General features: G+C 43.9%; 21 protein-coding genes, 4 tRNA genes and 3 rRNA genes. 21 read left to right on the top strand and 7 right to left on the bottom strand.

Annotation, left to right across the window (positions count from 1 at the left end):
- The first annotated feature begins 143 nt into the window (after positions 1–143).
- Entirely contained in the window at positions 144–1,133 is a 990-nt protein-coding gene (locus ACSSTM_RS09060; RefSeq protein ID WP_420735092.1) for an aldo/keto reductase family protein, read from the top strand.
- A gap of 152 nt (positions 1,134–1,285) precedes the next feature.
- Complete coding sequence (locus ACSSTM_RS09055) at positions 1,286–1,471, top strand: CsbD family protein (RefSeq protein WP_034665964.1); 186 nt, start codon at positions 1,286–1,288, stop codon at positions 1,469–1,471.
- 94 nt (positions 1,472–1,565) lie between these two features.
- Here the strand turns inward: ACSSTM_RS09055 and ACSSTM_RS09050 are convergent, their stop codons facing one another.
- Together ACSSTM_RS09050 and ACSSTM_RS09045 are read right to left on the bottom strand one after the other, a co-directional pair.
- Entirely contained in the window at positions 1,566–1,886 is a 321-nt protein-coding gene (locus tag ACSSTM_RS09050; RefSeq protein WP_034665961.1) for an AzlD domain-containing protein, read from the bottom strand.
- Positions 1,883–2,608, bottom strand: coding sequence for an AzlC family ABC transporter permease (locus tag ACSSTM_RS09045; protein ID WP_034665957.1), 726 nt, complete (start codon positions 2,606–2,608; stop codon positions 1,883–1,885). The genes ACSSTM_RS09050 and ACSSTM_RS09045 overlap by 4 nt, the downstream gene beginning before the upstream one ends.
- A 296-nt stretch (positions 2,609–2,904) precedes the next feature.
- On the opposite strand from ACSSTM_RS09045, the gene ACSSTM_RS09040 reads away from it, so the two are divergent.
- Positions 2,905–3,780: a DMT family transporter gene (locus ACSSTM_RS09040; RefSeq protein ID WP_095286283.1), complete on the top strand. Its 876-nt coding sequence runs from the start codon at positions 2,905–2,907 to the stop codon at positions 3,778–3,780.
- 80 nt (positions 3,781–3,860) lie between these two features.
- On the top strand, positions 3,861–4,880 hold the full coding sequence (locus tag ACSSTM_RS09035) for a S66 family peptidase (protein ID WP_034665949.1): 1,020 nt from the start codon (positions 3,861–3,863) through the stop codon (positions 4,878–4,880).
- Positions 4,881–4,916: 36 nt separating this feature from the next.
- Here the strand turns inward: ACSSTM_RS09035 and gltP are convergent, their stop codons facing one another.
- Positions 4,917–6,167: a glutamate-aspartate/proton symporter GltP gene (gene gltP / locus ACSSTM_RS09030; protein ID WP_034666069.1), complete on the bottom strand. Its 1,251-nt coding sequence runs from the start codon at positions 6,165–6,167 to the stop codon at positions 4,917–4,919.
- A 369-nt stretch (positions 6,168–6,536) separates the two neighbouring features.
- Between gltP and ACSSTM_RS09025 the strand changes: the two genes are divergently transcribed.
- From ACSSTM_RS09025 to tsaD, 12 genes are all read left to right on the top strand, one after another.
- Positions 6,537–6,613 (top strand) — tRNA-Arg (locus ACSSTM_RS09025).
- 11 nt (positions 6,614–6,624) lie between these two features.
- A tRNA-Gly gene (locus ACSSTM_RS09020) sits at positions 6,625–6,698 on the top strand.
- 178 nt (positions 6,699–6,876) lie between these two features.
- Positions 6,877–8,425, top strand: a 16S ribosomal RNA gene (locus tag ACSSTM_RS09015).
- A 182-nt stretch (positions 8,426–8,607) separates the two neighbouring features.
- Positions 8,608–11,538 (top strand): 23S ribosomal RNA (locus ACSSTM_RS09010).
- 61 nt (positions 11,539–11,599) lie between these two features.
- Positions 11,600–11,715: ribosomal RNA gene (gene rrf, locus ACSSTM_RS09005) — 5S ribosomal RNA — on the top strand.
- Together the 16S, 23S and 5S rRNA genes with 4 tRNA genes alongside form the textbook arrangement of a ribosomal RNA operon.
- An 18-nt stretch (positions 11,716–11,733) precedes the next feature.
- Positions 11,734–11,810 (top strand) — tRNA-Met (locus tag ACSSTM_RS09000).
- Between the two features lie 4 nt (positions 11,811–11,814).
- Positions 11,815–11,891 (top strand) — tRNA-Asp (locus ACSSTM_RS08995).
- 277 nt (positions 11,892–12,168) lie between these two features.
- A complete protein-coding gene (gene thiL, locus ACSSTM_RS08990) occupies positions 12,169–13,146 on the top strand; it encodes a thiamine-phosphate kinase (protein WP_106038356.1) in 978 nt (325 codons plus the stop codon).
- A 12-nt stretch (positions 13,147–13,158) separates the two neighbouring features.
- Positions 13,159–13,635: a tRNA (adenosine(37)-N6)-threonylcarbamoyltransferase complex ATPase subunit type 1 TsaE gene (gene tsaE, locus ACSSTM_RS08985; protein ID WP_034664911.1), complete on the top strand. Its 477-nt coding sequence runs from the start codon at positions 13,159–13,161 to the stop codon at positions 13,633–13,635.
- A complete protein-coding gene (gene tsaB, locus ACSSTM_RS08980) occupies positions 13,616–14,305 on the top strand; it encodes a tRNA (adenosine(37)-N6)-threonylcarbamoyltransferase complex dimerization subunit type 1 TsaB (protein WP_034664907.1) in 690 nt (229 codons plus the stop codon). The genes tsaE and tsaB overlap by 20 nt, the downstream gene beginning before the upstream one ends.
- Positions 14,306–14,330: 25 nt before the next feature.
- The gene (gene rimI, locus ACSSTM_RS08975) at positions 14,331–14,759 is read left to right on the top strand and encodes a ribosomal protein S18-alanine N-acetyltransferase (protein ID WP_095286066.1); all 429 of its coding nucleotides are present in this window, start codon (positions 14,331–14,333) and stop codon (positions 14,757–14,759) included.
- On the top strand, positions 14,752–15,780 hold the full coding sequence (gene tsaD, locus ACSSTM_RS08970) for a tRNA (adenosine(37)-N6)-threonylcarbamoyltransferase complex transferase subunit TsaD (protein ID WP_034664904.1): 1,029 nt from the start codon (positions 14,752–14,754) through the stop codon (positions 15,778–15,780). Before rimI ends, tsaD begins: the two co-directional genes overlap by 8 nt.
- Positions 15,781–16,051: 271 nt before the next feature.
- Here the strand turns inward: tsaD and ACSSTM_RS08965 are convergent, their stop codons facing one another.
- Positions 16,052–17,974: an ABC transporter ATP-binding protein gene (locus tag ACSSTM_RS08965; RefSeq protein ID WP_437404143.1), complete on the bottom strand. Its 1,923-nt coding sequence runs from the start codon at positions 17,972–17,974 to the stop codon at positions 16,052–16,054.
- Between the two features lie 138 nt (positions 17,975–18,112).
- On the opposite strand from ACSSTM_RS08965, the gene moaC reads away from it, so the two are divergent.
- The 4 genes from moaC to tatC are packed head-to-tail and all read left to right on the top strand — an operon-like array spanning position 18,113 to position 20,251.
- Positions 18,113–18,604, top strand: coding sequence for a cyclic pyranopterin monophosphate synthase MoaC (gene moaC, locus ACSSTM_RS08960; protein ID WP_187704356.1), 492 nt, complete (start codon positions 18,113–18,115; stop codon positions 18,602–18,604).
- Between the two features lie 15 nt (positions 18,605–18,619).
- Positions 18,620–19,273, top strand: a complete 654-nt coding sequence (locus tag ACSSTM_RS08955) for a redox-sensing transcriptional repressor Rex (protein WP_008355687.1) — start codon at positions 18,620–18,622, stop codon at positions 19,271–19,273.
- A gap of 27 nt (positions 19,274–19,300) precedes the next feature.
- A complete protein-coding gene (locus tag ACSSTM_RS08950; protein WP_003214302.1) occupies positions 19,301–19,480 on the top strand; it encodes a twin-arginine translocase TatA/TatE family subunit in 180 nt (59 codons plus the stop codon).
- A 6-nt stretch (positions 19,481–19,486) separates the two neighbouring features.
- Positions 19,487–20,251: a twin-arginine translocase subunit TatC gene (tatC, locus tag ACSSTM_RS08945; RefSeq protein ID WP_034666769.1), complete on the top strand. Its 765-nt coding sequence runs from the start codon at positions 19,487–19,489 to the stop codon at positions 20,249–20,251.
- Positions 20,252–20,290: 39 nt separating this feature from the next.
- On the opposite strand, the gene ACSSTM_RS08940 is transcribed toward tatC, so the two are convergent.
- Genes ACSSTM_RS08940 through ACSSTM_RS08930 form a run of 3 tightly spaced genes read right to left on the bottom strand, consistent with a single transcriptional unit; the run spans position 20,291 to position 21,900 of the window.
- Positions 20,291–20,917 (bottom strand): NUDIX hydrolase, encoded by a 627-nt coding sequence (locus ACSSTM_RS08940; RefSeq protein WP_034664892.1) that lies wholly within the window; start codon positions 20,915–20,917, stop codon positions 20,291–20,293.
- Between the two features lie 57 nt (positions 20,918–20,974).
- A complete protein-coding gene (locus tag ACSSTM_RS08935) occupies positions 20,975–21,169 on the bottom strand; it encodes a YdiK family protein (protein WP_034664886.1) in 195 nt (64 codons plus the stop codon).
- Positions 21,166–21,900 carry a CPBP family intramembrane glutamic endopeptidase gene (locus ACSSTM_RS08930; protein ID WP_034664883.1) on the bottom strand — a complete coding sequence of 245 codons (735 nt, stop codon included), beginning with the start codon at positions 21,898–21,900 and terminating at the stop codon, positions 21,166–21,168. Before ACSSTM_RS08930 ends, ACSSTM_RS08935 begins: the two co-directional genes overlap by 4 nt.
- Before the next feature lie 229 nt (positions 21,901–22,129).
- Here ACSSTM_RS08930 and groES point away from each other — a divergent pair, with 229 nt between their 5' ends.
- On the top strand, positions 22,130–22,414 hold the full coding sequence (gene groES, locus ACSSTM_RS08925) for a co-chaperone GroES (protein WP_003214120.1): 285 nt from the start codon (positions 22,130–22,132) through the stop codon (positions 22,412–22,414).
- Positions 22,415–22,458 lie beyond the last annotated feature (44 nt).

Genomic DNA, 22,458 nt, shown 5'->3' with positions numbered 1-22,458 from the left:
TGTTATTAAACAGTTTTGCGCTTTTTTAATGGAAATATTTTTAATTATATAAAATATATATATATTTATCTGGATATATATATTATACATATTAACGACCTCTTTTTATAATGAAAGTATTCTTTCAAAAGGAGGGCATTGTTATGGAATATAGTAAACTTGGATCTAGTGGATTAACAATTAGTAAACTTGCTTACGGAAACTGGATTAATCATGGTGGTAAGATAAATGAAGAAACTGCCCATGATTGTGTGAAAGCTGCTCTTGATGTTGGTATTACGACGTTTGATACGGCTGATGTTTATTCAGACACCAAGGCTGAAGAGATACTAGGCAGGTCTTTAAAAGGGATCCGGCGGGAGAGTATTGAACTTTGTACAAAAGTATGTCATCCAACTGGTACTGGGAAAAACGATAGAGGATTATCACGCAAGCATATTTTGGAAAACTGTCATGCCTCTTTGCGACGTTTACAAACGGATTATATTGATATTTACTATGCACACAGGTTTGACCCAACTACACCTCTGGAAGAAACGATGTTAGCTTTCGCAGATCTAGTAAGACAGGGTAAAGTGAACTATATTGGTGTAAGTGAGTGGACAGCAGAACAAATTACTCGAGGGGCAGCGCTTGCACGAGAGCTAAATGTCCCCCTTATCGCCAGCCAACCTCAATACTCCATGTTATGGAGAATAATTGAAAGTGATGTAATACCGGCCTGCCAGCGTGAAGGACTTGGCCAGGTAGTATGGTCGCCTTTGGCCCAGGGGATCCTTACTGGAAAGTATCTCCCAGGAAAATCACTTCCGACTAATTCGCGTGCTAACTCATCTGCTGGAAAACCTTTTTTTAAAAACCTTGCTCAACGCTGGATGAATAATAACACCTTAGAGGCGATACAAAAGCTTAAGCCCGTCGCACAAGAGGTTGATCTTACTCTCGCTCAGCTTGCGATAGCATGGGTACTGCAAAACCAGAACGTTTCTGCAGCAATTATCGGTGCTTCTAGTCCAGAACAGGTGAGGGAGAATGCTTTAGCATCTGAGGTGAAAATTGAAACTGCGATGATGAATCAGATTGACGAAATTCTAGGTGATCTGGTTGAATACGATCAGAGTAAAACAGGTTAAAGCTTTTAAGTCTATCTTATAGATCATTATTTTTAATCCAGCCGACCTTGGCTGGATTTTCATGTTGCTGTAGTTTCTTGGATCGCACACTCAGATGTTTTGTATCTCTCAAAAAGGCTAAATGAATAGTATCAAACGTGGAGGTGGAACAAATGAGTGAAGAAAAAGGACATATGGATAAAGCGAAAGGAAAAACAAATCAAGTCAAAGGTCAAGTGAAAGAAAAGCTTGGCGAAGCAACAGATCATCAAAACCTGAAAGCAGAAGGGAAAAAGGATCAAGCCAAAGGAAAGCTTCAAGATAAAAAAGGGGATGTGAAGAATAAACTAAACGAGTAGCTTTCAGAAAGCTACATAAACCATTTAAGGCATGCCCTGATGATGAATTCCTGATAAGAAAAAAGCTTAACCACATGCGGTTAAGCTTTTTCTTTTAGAAAAACCATCTAGCAGTTCCCATCAGCATGACGCCTACAAGAACAGTAAGTGACAAGCTTTTTGTCCAAATAGCGATCAGTACGGTCGGAACTAAGACAGCAAGGTACATCCAGTGAATGGTGACGCCTGTTGTGGTATGAATGAACAGATGCTCTGCAATCAAAGCTGTAAAGATACAAATGGGAATAAACGATAACCACTTAAGCACCACTTCAGGCAGCTCGATACTTCGTACAAATAAAAAGGGAACGACCCTTGGAATGACGGTTACAATCATACAGCCGAGAATCAGCCATATCATAAAACTGCTGATCATTTATCTGTCACCACCCCAATGGTTGCGACAATCATGGTGGCTAACAGAACAGCCACGTGTGAGGGAACAAAATGAAGCAGAACAAACATTGCAACGACCATATACAAAACAAGTGACAGGCGATGGGTTAACTTACTTTTAGGCACAGTTTGCAAAGAAAGAACCAACAGCGCAGCAAACATAGCGGAAAGGGCAAAATCAAGACCAAGGGCTTCAGGATTTGAAATCCAGTGTCCAAAAATGCCGCCAAGTATACAGGCAGCAATCCAGCACAAATAAGCCGTTATGTTTAGCCCATGCATCCACCGATTATTCAGCTTTCCTTGCTGAGCTAATTTATTCATGGCTACGCCAAAGGATTCATCAGTCAGCAATAGACCGAATCCAATGTTTTGTTTCACAGAGTAGTGTGTAAAATGAGGAGCCAGCGTCAGGCTGAGCAATAAATGACGCAGATTCACAATAAATGTAGTGAGAATAATAGCGGAAAGGGGACTTCCCGTGACAAGCAGTGCACAGATAATAAACTGTGAAGCACCTGCATAAATAAAGATTGATAGAAGCGCAATGTCCCATAAGCTCAACTGTGCGCTAATTCCAACAATTCCGAAGGCAAACCCAATACTCATATAACCAAGCAGGGTTGGCACACAATCTTTTATTCCCTCGAGAAATGGTTCATGTTCCGTGCTGGGAATGTGTTTTCTAGCTTCAATATCCAACGACCTCTACTCCTTTTCTGCGTGACCACCTATAGTTTTACTTACTATATGAAAACGAATTCAGCATGTCAATAGCCGCTTATCTTCTATTATATGAAGAAAAAAGGTGACAAAAAAGGATTGAAGTCAACCAGAATTTGTTATAAAGTATCAGAAAATAAAAATAATTGGAGTGACGGCAATGCTATGGAAGCCTTTGTTTGAACATGATGTTCCAAATGCCCTCCGTCCATAACGGAGAGTGATCTCCGTTTGTGGATATGGTCATCAAAATATCCAGTAACGGAGGGAAAAAGATGAATGAAAAATATATAGGCGCCCTTTACCTAGCAATCGCTGCAAGTATTTGGGGCGGCATGTACGTTGTTGTCAAAGTAACAGTAGCGGTTGTTCCACCACTTGAGCTCGTTTGGATGAGATATGCTGTAGCAGGAGTCGTTTTGGTGTTCACCATTTGGCGCTTGGGCTATTCCTTTCGATTAGATAAAAAAGATATCCCGCTTATAGTGGTGATTGGGCTGATCGGAAATTTTCTTTCAATCGTGACCCAAGAAATCGGGACGATGTATACGTCTGCACAAATGGGGGCCGTTATCACATCTGCAACACCTGCGTTTATGGTGCTGTTTGCGTTCTTTCTATTAAAAGAAGCCATGACTGTTCGAAAGTGCGCATCCATCCTGCTTGCTACAGCAGGTGTATTGCTCATGATTGGACCAGTCGCAGTGCAAACAGATGAATTTGTTGGCGGTCTTTCATTGGTCATCGCTGCTTTAACATGGGCGCTTATGTCTGTTTTGCTAAAACGAGTTCCAGGAAAATACCCTCAGGTGGTGACAACCACATATGCGATCATCATTGCATTCATTGTTTTAACACCGCCAGTATTATTTCGTTTACCTCACCTAGATGTGGAGCAGATGGCAAGGCCAGAGATTTGGGGCGGTATTCTTTATCTAGGCATCATTTCAACAGCTTTAGCATTCTTTTTGTGGAATAGAGGGCTTCAATTGATGGATGCCTCAAGCGGAGGTCTATTCTTTTTCTTTCAACCGATCGTAGGTGCCATTCTTGGATGGCTGCTTTTGGGAGAAGATATGGGATTACGCTCATTCATTGGAATTCTATGTATATTTGCAGGTGTCTATACTGTGCTGCGTCAAAAGGAATAAGAGAAGATGTCCCTTGTAAAAGGGGCATCTTCTTTAAAATGGGTAGGCTTGAGAGATTGAGAGAGGATGGGGGAAACAGAATGATACAATTTCCGCATTTACAAAAAGGACAAACGATTGGTGTCACAGCACCTTCCTCAGGTGTACAGCCATCCTTGCATGACATGTTTCAGCTCTCATGCGAACGAATGAAAAAAAGAGGCTATGATGTCATATGTGGAGAGACGGTATGGCACCAGGAAAAGGCAAAATCAGCGCCTGCCATAGAACGAGCAAACGAGCTTCAGTATATGATGACGTGCAATGAGATTGACCACATCATCCCGCCATGGGGAGGACAGCTTTTGATGGAAGTGCTAGAGCACCTTGATTTCTCAACGATGCACAAAAAGTGGATTCTTGGTTACTCAGATACGAGTGCACTCTTGCTGGCATTTACATTAAAAACAGGCATTGCTACAGCACATGGCCCAAACTTAGTGGATTTACGAGGGGAAGAGTCTGATCAAACGACTGCTATGTGGGAAAAAGTGCTTTCCACAGAAGAGGAGATGGACATTACTCAGTTTTCTTCATATAAGTATCAAAAGGAATGGCAGCATGACACCCCGAGTCAACATGTCTTTCATTTAACAGAGCCTACAAGATGGCGCACGGTTCATCCGCAGGAGAAGGCGGTGAAGGGGAGACTGATGGGAGGCTGCATTGATATCATACGTCACTTAGCGGGGACACCTTTTGGAGACGTTAAAGCTTTTCAGGAAACATTCATAAAAGGTGAACCGATTCTCTGGTACTTCGAAAACTGCGCATTAAATGCTACCAGCATGAAGAGATCACTTGTTCAATTAAAACTAGCAGGGTGGTTTGACCACTGTTCAGGTATCATGTTTGGGCGAAGTGCAGTTGATGTGCCTGTAGAAGGGTATCAATATCGGGACGTATATGAAGAATTACAAAAGGAATTACAAATCCCCATTTTCTACGATATAGATTGTGGGCATGTCCCGCCACAAATGACGCTGATTAATGGCGCATATGCAGAAGTGCAGCTGCAACCTCAAGGCAAAGCGGTCCTAAAGCAAGCATTTTTATTATAAGAAAAGGAAAGGGGAACCCCTTTCCTTCATATAACATTACATCCCTTTTGTTTCCTCACCTGCTTTTGGAACTTCCCATGCGGACTCACGGAATACTTTTTCCCATTTCGATACGACAATACATGCAACGGCATGCCCTGGAACATTCACACCTGTTCGTGCCATATCCATAATTCGATCAACACCGGCTATAATGGCGACGCCTTCTGCTGGAAGACCTACTGCATGGGCGGTTGCTAAAAGAACGACGAGTGAACCGGATGGCACTGCTGCAATCCCTTTACTCGTTAACACAAGAACAAGCATCATCAAAAGCTGCTGTGACAGACTCATGTCGACACCAAACGCTTGTGCAAGAAACACACAGGATACCGATAAATATAAACTGGACCCATCACAATTGAGAGAAAGACCAGATGGAATGACAAAGGAGACGATTCTTTTTGGACACCCGTATTTTTCCATTCGTGACATAAGCTGAGGAAGGACAGTTTCTGTACTTGTAGTAGAGAAGGCAACTAAGAACAAATCCCAAATCATTTTTAAAACTTCGAAGTAGTTAAAACGGAAGATCAGTGCGACCAGAGGGAACAAAGCAAAGAGAATAATGAATAATCCTAAAAATACAGTCCCGACAAGCTTCATCATTGGGATTAATAAAACAATGCCATATTGGCCAACGGAAGCGGCCATTAATGCAAGAACTCCAATAGGTGCTGTCACCATGACCATCTGCGTTAGCTTAAACATAATTTGTGCCACTGATTCAAAGAAGGTGAGAACAGGAGCGGATGCTTTACCGATGCCGCTTGCGGCTACACCAAATAATATGGCGAAGAAAATGACAGCAAGTAAATCATTCTGAGCCATGACATCGACGATATTCGTTGGAATGATATCGAGTACCATTTGTTTAAAGTCAACGACTTTCTGCGTATAGCCATCTAATTCACCAATATCTTTCTTAGCTAATTTAGAGAAATCAAGGCCAACGCCAGGCTTTAGAACATTAGCCAGCAATAGACCAATTCCTAGAACGATGGTTGTGATGACCTCAAACCAAATGATCGTCTTTAATCCTAGGCTGCCCATTTTCTTCATACCGCCACTGCCAGCTGCACCAATAACAATGGTAGAGAAAACGATAGGAACAACGATCATTTTAATCAATCTGATGAATCCATCTCCAATTGGCCGCAGTGCCATCCCGAAGTCAGGAAAGAAATGGCCGATAAGAGCTCCTATCACCAAAGCGATCATGATTTGAAAAGCGACGAACTTTTTCATCATCTCCTACCTCCTTTAAATGCTTGGAAAATATTAAGAATTTTCCAATAAATAAAAATTCTATGTGACCATGTTTTGTCCTCCTTTGGATTTAGAAATATTTTATTTAAGAATCATTAGAATTATGAAGAAAGAGAAGAAAATAGGGCTATTGCATCTCTATTTATCTAAGAAAAAACCACTTCTTAAAAAACATGAAACTTTTTTAGAAAAATGTATTGACCCATTTATGTGATCCATGGTATATTTTTATTCGTCGCTGATGACGTATTTGAAACAAAGACATTCAAACACATGCGACAAACAAATTTTAAAAAGATGTTGACTTGATAAAAACGATATGTTAAGATAATTAAGTCGCCTGATTAAGCGCCCGTAGCTCAATTGGATAGAGCGTTTGACTACGGATCAAAAGGTTAGGGGTTCGACTCCTCTCGGGCGCGCCAATACAAATCACGCGGGTGTAGTTTAGTGGTAAAACCTCAGCCTTCCAAGCTGATGTCGTGAGTTCGATTCTCATCACCCGCTCCATTTTGAAACGTGATCTTTGAAAACTAAACAAGACAAAACGTACCTGTTAATTCGAGTTTTTATAAAAAATCCTATGATATATCATAGGTAGTCAGTCAAACACTGACGAGGCAGGAAATGATCACATGCTAAGTTCGCTACATCGTGTAGCAACGCATGTGTGATATGCATCCTGCATACCTCGGAGAGTTTGATCCTGGCTCAGGACGAACGCTGGCGGCGTGCCTAATACATGCAAGTCGAGCGGACAGAAGGGAGCTTGCTCCCGGATGTTAGCGGCGGACGGGTGAGTAACACGTGGGTAACCTGCCTGTAAGACTGGGATAACTCCGGGAAACCGGAGCTAATACCGGATAGTTCCTTGAACCGCATGGTTCAAGGATGAAAGACGGTTTCGGCTGTCACTTACAGATGGACCCGCGGCGCATTAGCTAGTTGGTGGGGTAATGGCTCACCAAGGCGACGATGCGTAGCCGACCTGAGAGGGTGATCGGCCACACTGGGACTGAGACACGGCCCAGACTCCTACGGGAGGCAGCAGTAGGGAATCTTCCGCAATGGACGAAAGTCTGACGGAGCAACGCCGCGTGAGTGATGAAGGTTTTCGGATCGTAAAGCTCTGTTGTTAGGGAAGAACAAGTGCGAGAGTAACTGCTCGCACCTTGACGGTACCTAACCAGAAAGCCACGGCTAACTACGTGCCAGCAGCCGCGGTAATACGTAGGTGGCAAGCGTTGTCCGGAATTATTGGGCGTAAAGGGCTCGCAGGCGGTTTCTTAAGTCTGATGTGAAAGCCCCCGGCTCAACCGGGGAGGGTCATTGGAAACTGGGAAACTTGAGTGCAGAAGAGGAGAGTGGAATTCCACGTGTAGCGGTGAAATGCGTAGAGATGTGGAGGAACACCAGTGGCGAAGGCGACTCTCTGGTCTGTAACTGACGCTGAGGAGCGAAAGCGTGGGGAGCGAACAGGATTAGATACCCTGGTAGTCCACGCCGTAAACGATGAGTGCTAAGTGTTAGGGGGTTTCCGCCCCTTAGTGCTGCAGCTAACGCATTAAGCACTCCGCCTGGGGAGTACGGTCGCAAGACTGAAACTCAAAGGAATTGACGGGGGCCCGCACAAGCGGTGGAGCATGTGGTTTAATTCGAAGCAACGCGAAGAACCTTACCAGGTCTTGACATCCTCTGACAACCCTAGAGATAGGGCTTTCCCTTCGGGGACAGAGTGACAGGTGGTGCATGGTTGTCGTCAGCTCGTGTCGTGAGATGTTGGGTTAAGTCCCGCAACGAGCGCAACCCTTGATCTTAGTTGCCAGCATTTAGTTGGGCACTCTAAGGTGACTGCCGGTGACAAACCGGAGGAAGGTGGGGATGACGTCAAATCATCATGCCCCTTATGACCTGGGCTACACACGTGCTACAATGGACAGAACAAAGGGCTGCGAGACCGCAAGGTTTAGCCAATCCCATAAATCTGTTCTCAGTTCGGATCGCAGTCTGCAACTCGACTGCGTGAAGCTGGAATCGCTAGTAATCGCGGATCAGCATGCCGCGGTGAATACGTTCCCGGGCCTTGTACACACCGCCCGTCACACCACGAGAGTTTGCAACACCCGAAGTCGGTGAGGTAACCTTTATGGAGCCAGCCGCCGAAGGTGGGGCAGATGATTGGGGTGAAGTCGTAACAAGGTAGCCGTATCGGAAGGTGCGGCTGGATCACCTCCTTTCTAAGGATATATGGAGCAGTGTGCGTTTTCGTCTTGTTTAGTTTTGAAGGATCATTCCTTCAAGATATGTCTCTAGCGAGACAGGATTGTTCTTTGAAAACTAGATAACAATAAGTAATACATTCACATTGAATGCAATGCAAAGTTCATCACACATAGTGATTCTTTCTAAAGTAAGAAATGGTTAAGTTAGAAAGGGCGCACGGTGGATGCCTTGGCACTAGGAGCCGATGAAGGACGGGACGAACACCGATATGCTTCGGGGAGCTGTAAGCAAGCTTTGATCCGGAGATCTCCGAATGGGGAAACCCACTGCTCGTAATGGAGTAGTATCCATACTTGAATACATAGAGTATGAGAAGGCATACCCGGGGAACTGAAACATCTAAGTACCCGGAGGAAGAGAAAGCAAATGCGATTCCCTGAGTAGCGGCGAGCGAAACGGGAACAGCCCAAACCAAGAGGCTTGCCTCTTGGGGTTGTAGGACACTCTATACGGAGTTACAAAGGAATGATATAAGCGAAGAGGTCTGGAAAGGCCCGCCAAAGAAGGTAACAGCCCTGTAACTGAAATGTTGTTCTCTCCAGAGTGGATCCTGAGTACGGCGGAACACGTGAAATTCCGTCGGAATCCGGGAGGACCATCTCCCAAGGCTAAATACTCCCTAGTGACCGATAGTGAACCAGTACCGTGAGGGAAAGGTGAAAAGCACCCCGGAAGGGGAGTGAAATAGATCCTGAAACCGTGTGCCTACAAGTAGTCAGAGCCCGTTAAAGGGTGATGGCGTGCCTTTTGTAGAATGAACCGGCGAGTTACGATCCCGTGCAAGGTTAAGCAGAAGATGCGGAGCCGCAGCGAAAGCGAGTCTGAATAGGGCGCATGAGTACGTGGTCGTAGACCCGAAACCAGGTGATCTACCCATGTCCAGGGTGAAGTTCAGGTAACACTGAATGGAGGCCCGAACCCACGCACGTTGAAAAGTGCGGGGATGAGGTGTGGGTAGGGGTGAAATGCCAATCGAACCTGGAGATAGCTGGTTCTCTCCGAAATAGCTTTAGGGCTAGCCTCAAGGTAAGAGTCTCGGAGGTAGAGCACTGATTGGACTAGGGGCCCCTACCGGGTTACCGAATTCAGTCAAACTCCGAATGCCGATGACTTATCCTTGGGAGTCAGACTGCGAGTGATAAGATCCGTAGTCGAAAGGGAAACAGCCCAGACCGCCAGCTAAGGTCCCAAAGTATACGTTAAGTGGAAAAGGATGTGGAGTTGCTTAGACAACCAGGATGTTGGCTTAGAAGCAGCCACCATTTAAAGAGTGCGTAATAGCTCACTGGTCGAGTGACTCTGCGCCGAAAATGTACCGGGGCTAAACGTATCACCGAAGCTGCGGACTGTTCTTACGAACAGTGGTAGGAGAGCGTTCTAAGTGCTGTGAAGTCAGACCGGAAGGACTGGTGGAGCGCTTAGAAGTGAGAATGCCGGTATGAGTAGCGAAAGACGGGTGAGAATCCCGTCCACCGAATGCCTAAGGTTTCCTGAGGAAGGCTCGTCCGCTCAGGGTTAGTCGGGACCTAAGCCGAGGCCGAAAGGCGTAGGCGATGGACAACAGGTTGATATTCCTGTACCACCTCCTCACCATTTGAGCAATGGGGGGACGCAGGAGGATAGGGTAAGCGCGGTATTGGATATCCGCGTCCAAGCAGTTAGGCTGGGAAATAGGCAAATCCGTTTCCCGTAAAGGCTGAGCTGTGATGGCGAGCGAAATTTAGTAGCGAAGTTCCTGATTCCACACTGCCAAGAAAAGCCTCTAGCGAGGTGAGAGGTGCCCGTACCGCAAACCGACACAGGTAGGCGAGGAGAGAATCCTAAGGTGATCGAGAGAACTCTCGTTAAGGAACTCGGCAAAATGACCCCGTAACTTCGGGAGAAGGGGTGCTTCTTAGGGTGTTAAAGCCCCGAGAAGCCGCAGTGAATAGGCCCAGGCGACTGTTTAGCAAAAACACAGGTCTCTGCGAAGCCGTAAGGCGAAGTATAGGGGCTGACGCCTGCCCGGTGCTGGAAGGTTAAGAGGAGCGCTTAGCGTAAGCGAAGGTGCGAATTGAAGCCCCAGTAAACGGCGGCCGTAACTATAACGGTCCTAAGGTAGCGAAATTCCTTGTCGGGTAAGTTCCGACCCGCACGAAAGGCGCAACGATCTGGGCACTGTCTCAACGAGAGACTCGGTGAAATTATAGTACCTGTGAAGATGCAGGTTACCCGCGACAGGACGGAAAGACCCCGTGGAGCTTTACTGCAGCCTGATATTGAATGTTGGTACAGCTTGTACAGGATAGGTAGGAGCCTTGGAAACCGGAGCGCTAGCTTCGGTGGAGGCATCGGTGGGATACTACCCTGGCTGTATTGACCTTCTAACCCGCTGCCCTTATCGGGCAGGGAGACAGTGTCAGGTGGGCAGTTTGACTGGGGCGGTCGCCTCCTAAAATGTAACGGAGGCGCCCAAAGGTTCCCTCAGAATGGTTGGAAATCATTCGCAGAGTGTAAAGGCACAAGGGAGCTTGACTGCGAGACCTACAAGTCGAGCAGGGACGAAAGTCGGGCTTAGTGATCCGGTGGTTCCGCATGGAAGGGCCATCGCTCAACGGATAAAAGCTACCCCGGGGATAACAGGCTTATCTCCCCCAAGAGTCCACATCGACGGGGAGGTTTGGCACCTCGATGTCGGCTCATCGCATCCTGGGGCTGTAGTCGGTCCCAAGGGTTGGGCTGTTCGCCCATTAAAGCGGTACGCGAGCTGGGTTCAGAACGTCGTGAGACAGTTCGGTCCCTATCCGTCGCGGGCGCAGGAAATTTGAGAGGAGCTGTCCTTAGTACGAGAGGACCGGGATGGACGCACCGCTGGTGTACCAGTTGTTCTGCCAAGGGCATCGCTGGGTAGCTATGTGCGGACGGGATAAGTGCTGAAAGCATCTAAGCATGAAGCCCCCCTCAAGATGAGATTTCCCATTCCGCAAGGAAGTAAGATCCCTGAAAGATGATCAGGTTGATAGGTCTGAGGTGGAAGCGTGGTGACACGTGGAGCTGACAGATACTAATAGATCGAGGACTTAACCTATATTCTAATGTGAAGCATGAACATTGTTATCTAGTTTTGAGAGAACATTCTCTCCATCAGGTTTGGTGGCGATAGCGAAGAGGTCACACCCGTTCCCATACCGAACACGGAAGTTAAGCTCTTCAGCGCCGATGGTAGTTGGGGGTCTCCCCCTGTGAGAGTAGGACGCCGCCAAGCTTGTCATATTTATATCATCGCGGGGTGGAGCAGTTCGGTAGCTCGTCGGGCTCATAACCCGAAGGTCGCAGGTTCAAATCCTGCCCCCGCAACCAAAATGGTCCGGTAGTTCAGTTGGTTAGAATGCCTGCCTGTCACGCAGGAGGTCGCGGGTTCGAGTCCCGTCCGGACCGCCATTTTTATGACTTGTAAACGAAAACGTATAGTTTCGTTTTTTTTTATGTCTTTTTCTTTTCGTACGTATCCAAGATGCAATGAATTGGTTTGTGTTTGGCTACACGTTATGTGAAAAGAAAAAGATAGATCACTTCAACCCAGCCTGGTTTTTTCATACCAGGCTTTCTTTATATCATTTTTAATTGGAATTGAAACTCATATTGGCTTACACTAATACTAATTATGTCTGACATCGTGTCTACTCAATCAATTGATTGCATGAAGGGGCTGCTTTTTATGGATGAATTTGATCTTATTCGCCGAATTACACCAAAAGAAACACATCAGCGTTCTTTGGTTATGGGCATCGGTGATGATGCAAGTGTTTATCAACCTCATTCACATTGTGAAGAGGTCGTTTGTGTTGATACAATGGTGGAGTATGTTCATTTTCGTTTTGATTTTTCCACACCTTTTGAGATTGGCTTTAAAGCACTAGCGGTCAATGTCAGTGATATTGCCGCAATGGGAGGAACCCCAAAGTATTATCTTGTATCGATTGCGATCCCCCCTCATGGTGATGAGACGATCGTCTCAGCTCTTTACGAGGGAATGAAAGCATTGGCTGACACCTATCATATGGATTTAATTGGTGGAGATACGGTCGCCACTCGCAGTGACTTTGTCATTACAGTGACGGTCATTGGCGAGGTTCCCAAGGGAACAGCTTGTTATCGTCACAGTGCTCAGACAGGAGACGTCGTCTTTGTCACAGGTGAGCTTGGTTCATCAGCTGCTGGCTTATCACTTTTAATGAACGAAGTAACCCCTACCAAGGCAGTCGACAAAGCCTTTTTTCTTGAGCGTCATAAAAAGCCTCAGCCTCACATTGCTGCTGGACATATTTGCTCAAGCTTCCCACGGGTCACCTTGAATGATGTGAGTGATGGATTAGCGAGTGAGCTGAATGAGATAGCCGAAGCGAGTCATGTGACGATTGAGATAGAAGCAAACAAGCTCCCCGCACATCCAGATTTACCAGTGCTGCGTAAAGACTGGCTGGAATGGGTGTTATTTGGCGGGGAAGACTTTGTATTAACTGGTACGATTCCAGAGGCTGATTGGGAAAGCTTTGACATGCAATGTAGAAAAGAAGACATTCAAGTCAAACGCATTGGACAAGTCAAAGGTGATCAAGCAGCAAGCGTTATATTAAAAGACAATGAACAGCAAACAATGTTAATGAAAAAAGGATATAATCATTTTAAGAAATGAGGTGACATAACTGTGAAATTAACATGGACGACAAAAGGTGCGGATGAGACGAAACGAATTGCCGCTGCTTTGGCCAAACTTGTGATGCCAGGCGATGTTTTGACATTAGAAGGGGATTTAGGTGCAGGCAAAACTACTTTTTCAAAAGGTTTTGCAGAAGGCTTAGGGATTACCCGTATCGTCAACAGCCCTACCTTTACGATTATTAAAGAATATACCGATGGCAGACTGCCACTTTATCATATGGACGTGTACCGCATGGAAGATGGGGAAGAAGACATTGGGCTCGAAGAATATTTTGAGGGCGAAGGTGTATGCTTGGTTGAGTGGGCACATCTCATTGGACCTCAATTGCCTTCCACCTATTTGAAAATAGAAATGCTGAGAACAGAACGTGAAGAAGAACGTCATCTCACGTTTAGTGCAAAAGGGGAACGCTATAAGACCCTTTGTAAGGAGATGAAAGAATTTGACCATACTGGCAATTGATACGTCTAACCATACACTAGGAATTGCCCTTGTAAAAGATTCCACAGTGATTGGTGAGAGCATCACGTATTTAAAAAAGAACCATTCCGTCCGAGCGATGCCGACTGTTGAGGCATTAATGAAAGAATGTGGTGTAGCGCCAAGTGAACTAAGTAAAATCGTTGTAGCGAAAGGACCTGGTTCCTACACTGGTGTCCGAATTGGTGTGACCATTGCAAAAACACTCGCGTGGACGCTGTCTATCCCGATATCGGCTGTTTCAAGTTTAGAAACACTTGCGGCAAATGGTCAATACTTTGATGGATGGATCTCGCCACTATTTGATGCGAGAAGAGGACAAGTTTATACTGGGCTATATACGTTTGAAGAAGGAAAAATCAAAGAGATCAAACCAGACCAAAATATCTTGCTCACGGATTGGCTTCATGAGCTGAAGCAGACAGGAAAGCCTGTCCTATTTCTTGGGCAGGATGTGCATCTTCATGAAGAGAGCATTCGCTCCATTTTAGGAGAAACTGCTGTGATAGCAGAGGGAGCTTTTCATAACCCAAGACCTTCAATGCTTGCGTTTTTAGGGACAGATCGTCCTGCTGAAGATGTTCATCAGCTTGTTCCTAACTATATTCGTTTGGCAGAAGCGGAAGTGAAATGGCTTGAAGGACAAAAATAATCTCAACATAACAGAGATTCGAAAAATGACGGTAACGGACATTCCAGAGGTGTATACGATTGAAGTGCATTCGTTTACTGCACCTTGGAAAAAAGAATCATTTGTCTATGAGATTCTCCATAACCAGTACAGCCATTATTTCCTCATTGAAGAAGATAAACAGCCTGTTGGGTATTGCGGGGTCTGGATCGTCATGGACGATGCACAAATTACGAACATTGCGATTCTCCCTGAGCATAGAGGAAAGGGCTACGGGGAAGCATTGCTGCGATATGTCATGGAATTTTGCAAAGAAAAAAAGACAGATCATCTTTCTTTAGAGGTGCGGGTTTCGAATACACCTGCACAATCCCTTTATGAAAAGCTTGGTTTCAGACCAGCTTCTATTCGAAAGAATTATTATACGGATAATGGGGAAGATGCATTGGTCATGTGGGTGAATATAAATGAGTGAACAAACAGATCGATTCATATTAGGTATAGAGACAAGCTGTGATGAAACAGCTGCATCCATTGTAAAAAATGGGAAAGAAATTGTGGCGAATGTTGTGGCCTCGCAAATAGAAAGTCATAAACGATTTGGCGGTGTTGTACCAGAAATCGCTTCAAGACATCACGTGGAACAAGTTACCATCGTATTGGAAGAAGTGATGACACAGGCCAATATGAGCTTTCAGGATTTAGATGCCATTGCTGTCACAGAAGGACCGGGCTTAGTCGGTGCCCTTCTGATCGGTGTCAACGCAGCCAAGGCACTGAGCTTTGCTCATCAGATTCCTCTTGTTGGTGTACATCATATTGCTGGGCATATTTATGCAAACCAGCTTGTAGATGAATTACAGTTTCCATGTTTGGCTCTTGTTGTCTCTGGTGGACATACTGAGCTTGTGCTAATGAAGGAGCATGGATCTTTTGAGGTCATCGGAGAAACATTAGATGATGCGGCTGGAGAAGCCTACGATAAAGTGGCTCGGACGATGGGTCTCCCGTATCCAGGTGGACCTCATATTGATCGGTTAGCACATGAAGGAGAGCCAACGATTAAACTTCCTCGTGCATGGCTTGAAGAAGGTTCCTATCACTTTAGCTTTAGTGGATTAAAATCAGCTGTAATTAACACATTACACAATGCATCTCAAAAGGGAGAAACAATTGCTCCAGAGAATTTGGCAGCAAGTTTTCAAGCAAGCGTCATTGAGGTGCTTGTTGGGAAAACATTAAAAGCGGCTGAGGCCTATGGCGTAAAGCAGGTTGTCCTAGCTGGTGGAGTCGCTGCCAATAAAGGACTGAGAGAAGCTTTGACGACAGCATTCACAAAGCTACCTGACGTGAAGGTCATTATTCCGCCGTTATCTCTTTGCACAGACAATGCAGCCATGATCGCTGCTGCTGGAACCATTGCGTTTGAAAAGGGAATAAGAGGCGATATGGCGATGAATGGCCAGCCGGGCTTACCGCTTGTCTCATATGAATGAAAACTCCTGTGGATACACAGGTTTTTTTCATTTTCAATGAAAGCGATTTATTCACATGTAAACGTTATATATCCACAATTATTCGAAAATTTTGTTTTAAAATGAAGAGAATGTGTATAAAAAAGAAATTTTGTGTGGATATGTGATTAAAAACCTGTGAATAAAGTGGATAAGTCCAAAATTTTTAAGAATAACAAAGAAGTTTTTGTGGATATTAATGTGGATAATAAATTTTCACTGAAAGAAAAAAGAGCACCCGTTTGGGCACTCTTTAAGATTCGGATAGCTCTTCCCAATCCGCGAAAAGTGATTCAAGCTCTTGATTAAGCGTATCATTTTCTGTTTGAATGTCTTGGACCTTCTCATGATTTTGGAAAATAGCAGGATCACATAGAAGCTCTTCATTTTCACCAAGTTTCTCTTCAATGACAGCAATCCGCTTTTCAATTTCCTCGATTCTGCGCTGCTTTTGTCTTTCTTTCTTTTTCAGTTCTTTTTCTTCCGCATAAGAAAGCTTTGCTGTTTCTACTGGCTTTGCTGCTTGTTTTTTAAGCGGCTCATTTTCTTGAAGCGCCTCAAGCTCTAATTGTTCATTTTTCTTTTCAAGGTAGTAGTCATAGTCACCAAGGTATTCTTTTGTTTCCGCTCGCGACAGCTCGAATACTTTCGTTGCTAGTCGATTAATAAAATAACGGTCATGCGAGACAAATAAGATGGTTCCTGGATAATCGATCAGCGAATTCTCTAAAATTTCCTTACTATCTAAGTCCAAATGGTTCGTAGGCTCATCAAGTATCAGGAAATTGGCTTTTTGGAGCATCAGCTTTGCCAGGGCAAGCCGGGCTTTTTCTCCACCGCTTAATGCATGAACGGGCTTTAAGACGTCATCACCAGAAAAAAGGAAATTCCCTAAACATGTCCGAATTTCTTTTTCATTCATATGAGGATAGTCATCCCAAAGCTCATTGAGCACTTTTTTGGATGATGTCAGTTTGGCTTGTTCTTGGTCATAGTAGCCGATCGTGACATGAGATCCAAAGGTGATGTCGCCTTTTACAGGCGTTAATGTGTTCGTTAACGTTTTTAAAAGGGTTGATTTCCCGATCCCGTTAGGACCAATGAGTGCCACGCTATCCTCACGTTTGATCTGAAAAGAAAGGGAGGATAGGAGCGGTGTTTTTTCATCATAACGAATGTCGAGATCATGTACCTTCAGCACATCATTGCCGCTTTGTCTCGTAATATCAAAATGAAAGTTTGCGGATTTTTCATCACCTAATGGCTTATCTAAACGATCCATCCGTTCCAGCTGCTTGCGTCTGCTCTGAGCGCGCTTTGTGGTTGAGGCTCTTGCCAGGTTGCGATCTACGAAGTCTTGGAGCTTTGAGATTTCTTCTTGCTGCTTTTCGTAGAGCTTCATATCACGCTCTAGCTGCTCAGCTTTCAGTTCAAGATACTTACTATAGTTGCCTGCGAACTTTTTCATGGCAGTTCTTGAGACTTCATATACATGGTTCACCACTTTGTCTAAGAAGTAGCGGTCATGGGACACGATCAGAATGGCGCCTGTATAATTTTGCAAATACTGCTCCAGCCATGATAAGGTATCAATATCTAAATGGTTGGTCGGCTCGTCCAGAATTAAGAGTTCTGGTTTCATTAATAAGAGCTTTCCAAGCGCTAGACGGGTTTTCTGGCCGCCGCTTAAGGATTGAACGGTTGTCTCATCTTCAAAGTGACTAAAGCCCAGCCCATGAAGAATGGAGCGGACATCAGCTTCGTATTGATAGCCGCCTTGATCTTTAAATTCCTGCTGCAGTCTGTCATAGGTTTTCATGAGGGAATCCAGCTCAGAACCTGTGGAGGAAGCCATTTTCTCCTCAATGGTTCTCATCTCTTGTTCCATCCTTTTTAAATGATCAAAAACCGATAATAATTCGTCTTTTAACTTACGTGTAGACGTCACATCGGTATGCTGTGCTAAATAGCCGATCGATAGGTCTTTCGGTTTGATGATCTCACCTTGCTCGTAAGATAATTGACCGGCAATGATTTTCAAAAGGGTGGATTTGCCTGCGCCGTTACGACCTACAATGGCAATCCGATCCCTTGCTTTGACTTCCAATTTTATATTCGTTAAAACGGTATCAGCACCATATGATTTGGACAGCTGATTCACTTGTAGAATCATCATGTAACTTCACCTCTGCTATAATATGTTAAGTGTAGCTTATCAGCAGTAAACCGGCAAATGTTACATACAATCGCCATATTCAAATGAAAGACAGATAGGAAAAAATAGTGTATCATTTGAGTGAGGGAGAGTTGAAAGATGAGTCCATTTAGCCACTTTAACGAACAGGGAAGAGCAAAGATGGTCGACATTAGTGACAAATCGTCTACAGTGAGAACCGCCGTTGCTGCTTCAAGCGTTCGTATGATAAAAGAAGTGTTTCATAAAATACAACAACGTGAAATTGGAAAAGGGGATGTGCTGTCTGTTGCACAGGTTGCTGGCATCATGGCAGCAAAGCAAACATCTACCATCATTCCAATGTGTCATCCGCTTGCACTAAAAGGCGTGGATATCTCCTTTGATTGGGAGGAAGACGGAAATGCGCACATTCTGAACATACAAGTACAGGTGAAAACAAAAGGAAGTACGGGTGTGGAGATGGAAGCGCTCACTTCTGCTTCAGTATGTGCACTGACCGTTTACGACATGTGCAAAGCGATTGATAAAGGCATGATCATCGGTCCTACCTATTTAATTGAAAAGACAGGCGGGAAAAACGGTGATTTTCACAGAGCATCTGATATTTAAGTTGGAGGACCTTATATGAATATAGATCAGTCAAAAATTCCACAAGCGACAGCCAAACGTTTGCCGCTATATTACCGTTTTTTAAAAAATCTGCATGCATCAGGAAAACAAAGGGTGTCATCGGCAGAGCTTAGTGATGCAGTCAAAGTGGATTCTGCCACCATTCGCCGAGATTTTTCGTACTTTGGTGCACTCGGGAAGAAAGGGTATGGCTATAATGTCGATTACCTCTTGACCTTCTTCAGAAAGACACTTGACCAAGATGAAATGACCAATGTCATGCTCATCGGTGTCGGGAATTTAGGGACTGCTTTTCTACACTATAATTTCATCAAAAATAATAATACAAAAATTTCAATGGCTTTTGACGTCAATGAGAGTAAAATAGGAAGTGAGATAGGCGGCGTGCCTGTCTATGATTTGGATAAGCTTGAAGAGCATGTTCAAGAGGTAGGAGATATTCCTGTTGCCATTTTGACAGTACCTGCCGTAGCAGCTCAATCCATTACAGATCGTTTGATTGCCCTTGGCATCAAAGGAATCCTTAACTTTACGCCGGCTCGATTGAATGTGCCGGAACACATTCGAATTCATCATATAGATTTGGCGGTTGAACTTCAGTCTCTTGTGTATTTCTTAAAGCATTACTCTGTTACACAGGAGGATTGACGAAAAGGGGTAAAGGGGGTGGAGCAAATGGGTCCGATCGGTCCTGGAAGTTTGGTTCTGATTGCGATTGTTGCGCTCATTATTTTTGGGCCGAAAAAGCTTCCTGAATTAGGAAGAGCAGCAGGAGATACATTACGTGAATTCAAAAATGCCACAAAAGGTTTAGCTGATGATCAGGAAGAAAAAAAGAAAAAAGAAGATCAGTAGAATAGGATGAGCTTCATGAATGTCAAAGATATGCCGCTTATGGAGCATATTGTGGAACTGCGAAAACGTTTAGTGATCATTGCGATGTTTTTTGTCGCCTTTATGGTGGCTGGTTTTTTTCTTGCTAAGCCGGTCATTGTGTATTTACAAAATACCGATGAAGCGGCCACACTGACACTGAATGCATTTAAGCTCACAGATCCGCTGTACGTGTTTATGCAGTTCGCATTTGTCATTGCTTTGGTTTTGACGTGTCCCGTGATTTTATATCAGCTTTGGGCGTTTGTCAGCCCCGGCTTATATGAAAAAGAGAGAAAGGTGACACTTGCTTATATTCCGATTGCACTGCTTTTATTTTTGAGCGGTGTGGCTTTCTCTTATTTTATTTTGTTTCCGTTTGTCGTTGATTTTATGATGCGGATGTCGAATGATTTAAATGTAGAGCAAGTCATTGGGATTCATGAGTATTTTACATTTCTGATGCAGTTAACACTTCCATTTGGCTTTTTGTTTCAGATGCCCGTTGTGTTGATGTTTCTCACAAGACTTGGCATCATCACACCGATGTTTTTATCAAAAATACGGAAGTATGCCTATTTTGTCCTCCTTGTCATTGCCGCACTCATTACACCGCCAGAGCTTGTTTCTCACCTCATGGTCACCTTGCCGATGCTCGTTTTGTATGAAGTGAGTATTGTCATTTCAAGAGTGACCTATCGCAAAATGCAGCAAACAGAGACAGAGGAGAAAAAAAATTATGATGTCTCATAAAAAAGCATCGTGATCCGAATAAGGGTCACGATGCTTTTTCTATTGTAAAAGGAATTGATTGATCGCTTGAAATAGATGCTGATAATAGGCAGGCTCATGCGGTACAAAATCTTGTATACAGACTACTCTGCTTTCTTCACATCGTTCTCCGGATTCATCAACTTCAAAGCCATCAAGCTGCATGTTTTCACATTTTCTTGTGAAAAGCTGCTGTGCATCCATTAGCTTTGCTCTGTAAAGTCCAGCGACTTCTTCTTTTTGTAATTGAATGTTCATCTGCTCTTCTTGATGGACGTAAAGATAGACATGGCAAAATTCACGATCAGTAAAATCGGGTAGATGAATTTCATCCTGTATAACACCTGCAAAGGATAGATCTTCAAAAGGGACAGTAAGACCAAGCTCTTCTTCTACCTCTCTCACACCGTCAGAAGGCTGTTCATTTGCTAGAAGGTGACCTGCCGCGGTGATATCAAAAAGAGAAGGGAAATCCTTTTTTGCGGGGCTTCTTAGCTGAAAATAGAGATACACGGTGTCAAGTTCCTTTTTGAGAAGCCAGAAATGAAAGGTTTCATGCCAAAGGCCTTGCGCGTGGACATCTGAACGGGGTGCAACTCCAATCGCTTCATGCTGCTCATTTAAGATGTTCAGTTTTTCTTGTTCCATGAAAACTTGTCCTCCATAAAAAAACCATTTTCCAGAGATTAGAAAATGGTTTTTGATTTATTTTTGCTGCTGTTTTTTGAGTTTGACAGAGAAGGCAAACATTTTAAACGCGATATTGATATTATAGGCCGCAAACACCATCAGCAAAATGCTGTAAAATGACCACATGTCACCTGGATTTTGAATGGCCATATAGGTGAAAGCAACACCTACGGCAAAATAAATGACGCCCCATACGACAGGGTTTCTCATGAGAAAAAGCCTCCAATAATCATTTGCATTGTTTGAGATTGTTCTTCAATCATTTTTCTTACTGGCTCAATCTGCACAAGAATGACGAGCGAGTTCATCAGCATATGTGCACCGATTGGAACGATGATACGTTTTGTTTTCGCATATAAAAAGGCAAAGGTAAAGCCCATTGCGGTATAGAGAAAGAAGTGGTCAAAATCAGAGTGTGCAGCAGCGAAAAATACTGAACTAACAAGTGCCGCAATAAAAAAATTCGACCTTTCATAAATTACACCAAAAACGATTTTTCGGAAAATAATCTCCTCAAGTATCGGTCCAATTAGTGCAATAATAACAACCAGAAAAGGAAAAGCATCCATAATAGATAAGATATTTTGCGTGTTTTCTGACTCACGTCCAATGCCGAATGCATATTGTTCAATCATTCCTACAATCGATTGGGTGAGAAGCGAAAGAAAGAAACCGCCAATGATCCAAGCGATTGCCGCGCCGACTGAAGCCGGTGCTTCATTTCGAAGTGAAGCTTTTGGCACAGTCCGAAGGATGAGCAGAATAATGATTAGTCCAATACAGAAGCTAATGATTGTCCATGTACCTGACAATTTAGAGAGCTCTGCTTGTGTCATCGGTGTCTGAATATAACCTAACCACTTCATGATGAACACATACGGAAACGCAGAAACCTGCACCAATATATACGTTAAGATGATGTACCAATATTGTTTTTTCAAGTAACGAAAACCCCTTTACTAAAAGAACTAGATTTATTGTAACACAAGTCTTCTTTTTCGATGAAAAGGAAAGAATCTGAGTTGAAAAAAGATCATGAAAGCGTAAAAATTTTTAAAGGTTTTTACTTGAAATTACAGAAGACATTCTTTATTATAATAAATGTGTTAGCACTCACTGGTGATGAGTGCTAAAAAAGACTACATATAAAAATTGAGGAGGTTGTTTCTTATGTTAAAGCCATTAGGCGATCGCGTAATCATTGAACTCGTTGAATCTGAGGAAAAAACCGCTAGCGGTATTGTGTTACCGGATTCTGCAAAAGAAAAACCGCAAGAAGGTAAAATTGTTGCAGCAGGTTCAGGCCGTGTACTTGAAAGTGGTGAGCGCGTTGCGTTAGAAGTAAACACAGGCGACCGCATTATCTTCTCAAAATATGCAGGCACTGAAGTGAAATATGAAGGCAAAGAATATTTAATCCTTCGTGAGAGCGACATTTTAGCTGTTATTGGTTAATCACATAAAAAAACATTGAGATATATTTTTAAAAAGACTGAGGA

The organism is Bacillus sp. RK1064, assembly GCF_051488405.1.
GTDB lineage: Bacteria > Bacillota > Bacilli > Bacillales > Bacillaceae > Bacillus.
The sequence above is the reverse complement of the archived record's forward strand: the minus strand, read 5'-3'. Positions and strand labels throughout refer to the sequence as shown.

Coding starts and splice junctions, on each gene's coding strand:
- ACSSTM_RS09060 (WP_420735092.1), top strand. CDS start 144: ATGGAATATAGTAAACTTGGATCTAGTGGATTAACAATTAGTAAACTT.
- ACSSTM_RS09055 (WP_034665964.1), top strand. CDS start 1,286: ATGAGTGAAGAAAAAGGACATATGGATAAAGCGAAAGGAAAAACAAAT.
- ACSSTM_RS09050 (WP_034665961.1), bottom strand. CDS start 1,886: ATGATCAGCAGTTTTATGATATGGCTGATTCTCGGCTGTATGATTGTA.
- ACSSTM_RS09040 (WP_095286283.1), top strand. CDS start 2,905: ATGAATGAAAAATATATAGGCGCCCTTTACCTAGCAATCGCTGCAAGT.
- ACSSTM_RS09035 (WP_034665949.1), top strand. CDS start 3,861: ATGATACAATTTCCGCATTTACAAAAAGGACAAACGATTGGTGTCACA.
- gltP (WP_034666069.1), bottom strand. CDS start 6,167: ATGAAAAAGTTCGTCGCTTTTCAAATCATGATCGCTTTGGTGATAGGA.
- thiL (WP_106038356.1), top strand. CDS start 12,169: ATGGATGAATTTGATCTTATTCGCCGAATTACACCAAAAGAAACACAT.
- rimI (WP_095286066.1), top strand. CDS start 14,331: ATGACGGTAACGGACATTCCAGAGGTGTATACGATTGAAGTGCATTCG.
- tsaD (WP_034664904.1), top strand. CDS start 14,752: ATGAGTGAACAAACAGATCGATTCATATTAGGTATAGAGACAAGCTGT.
- ACSSTM_RS08965 (WP_437404143.1), bottom strand. CDS start 17,974: ATGATGATTCTACAAGTGAATCAGCTGTCCAAATCATATGGTGCTGAT.
- moaC (WP_187704356.1), top strand. CDS start 18,113: ATGAGTCCATTTAGCCACTTTAACGAACAGGGAAGAGCAAAGATGGTC.
- ACSSTM_RS08955 (WP_008355687.1), top strand. CDS start 18,620: ATGAATATAGATCAGTCAAAAATTCCACAAGCGACAGCCAAACGTTTG.
- ACSSTM_RS08950 (WP_003214302.1), top strand. CDS start 19,301: ATGGGTCCGATCGGTCCTGGAAGTTTGGTTCTGATTGCGATTGTTGCG.
- tatC (WP_034666769.1), top strand. CDS start 19,487: ATGAGCTTCATGAATGTCAAAGATATGCCGCTTATGGAGCATATTGTG.
- ACSSTM_RS08940 (WP_034664892.1), bottom strand. CDS start 20,917: ATGGAACAAGAAAAACTGAACATCTTAAATGAGCAGCATGAAGCGATT.
- ACSSTM_RS08935 (WP_034664886.1), bottom strand. CDS start 21,169: ATGAGAAACCCTGTCGTATGGGGCGTCATTTATTTTGCCGTAGGTGTT.
- groES (WP_003214120.1), top strand. CDS start 22,130: ATGTTAAAGCCATTAGGCGATCGCGTAATCATTGAACTCGTTGAATCT.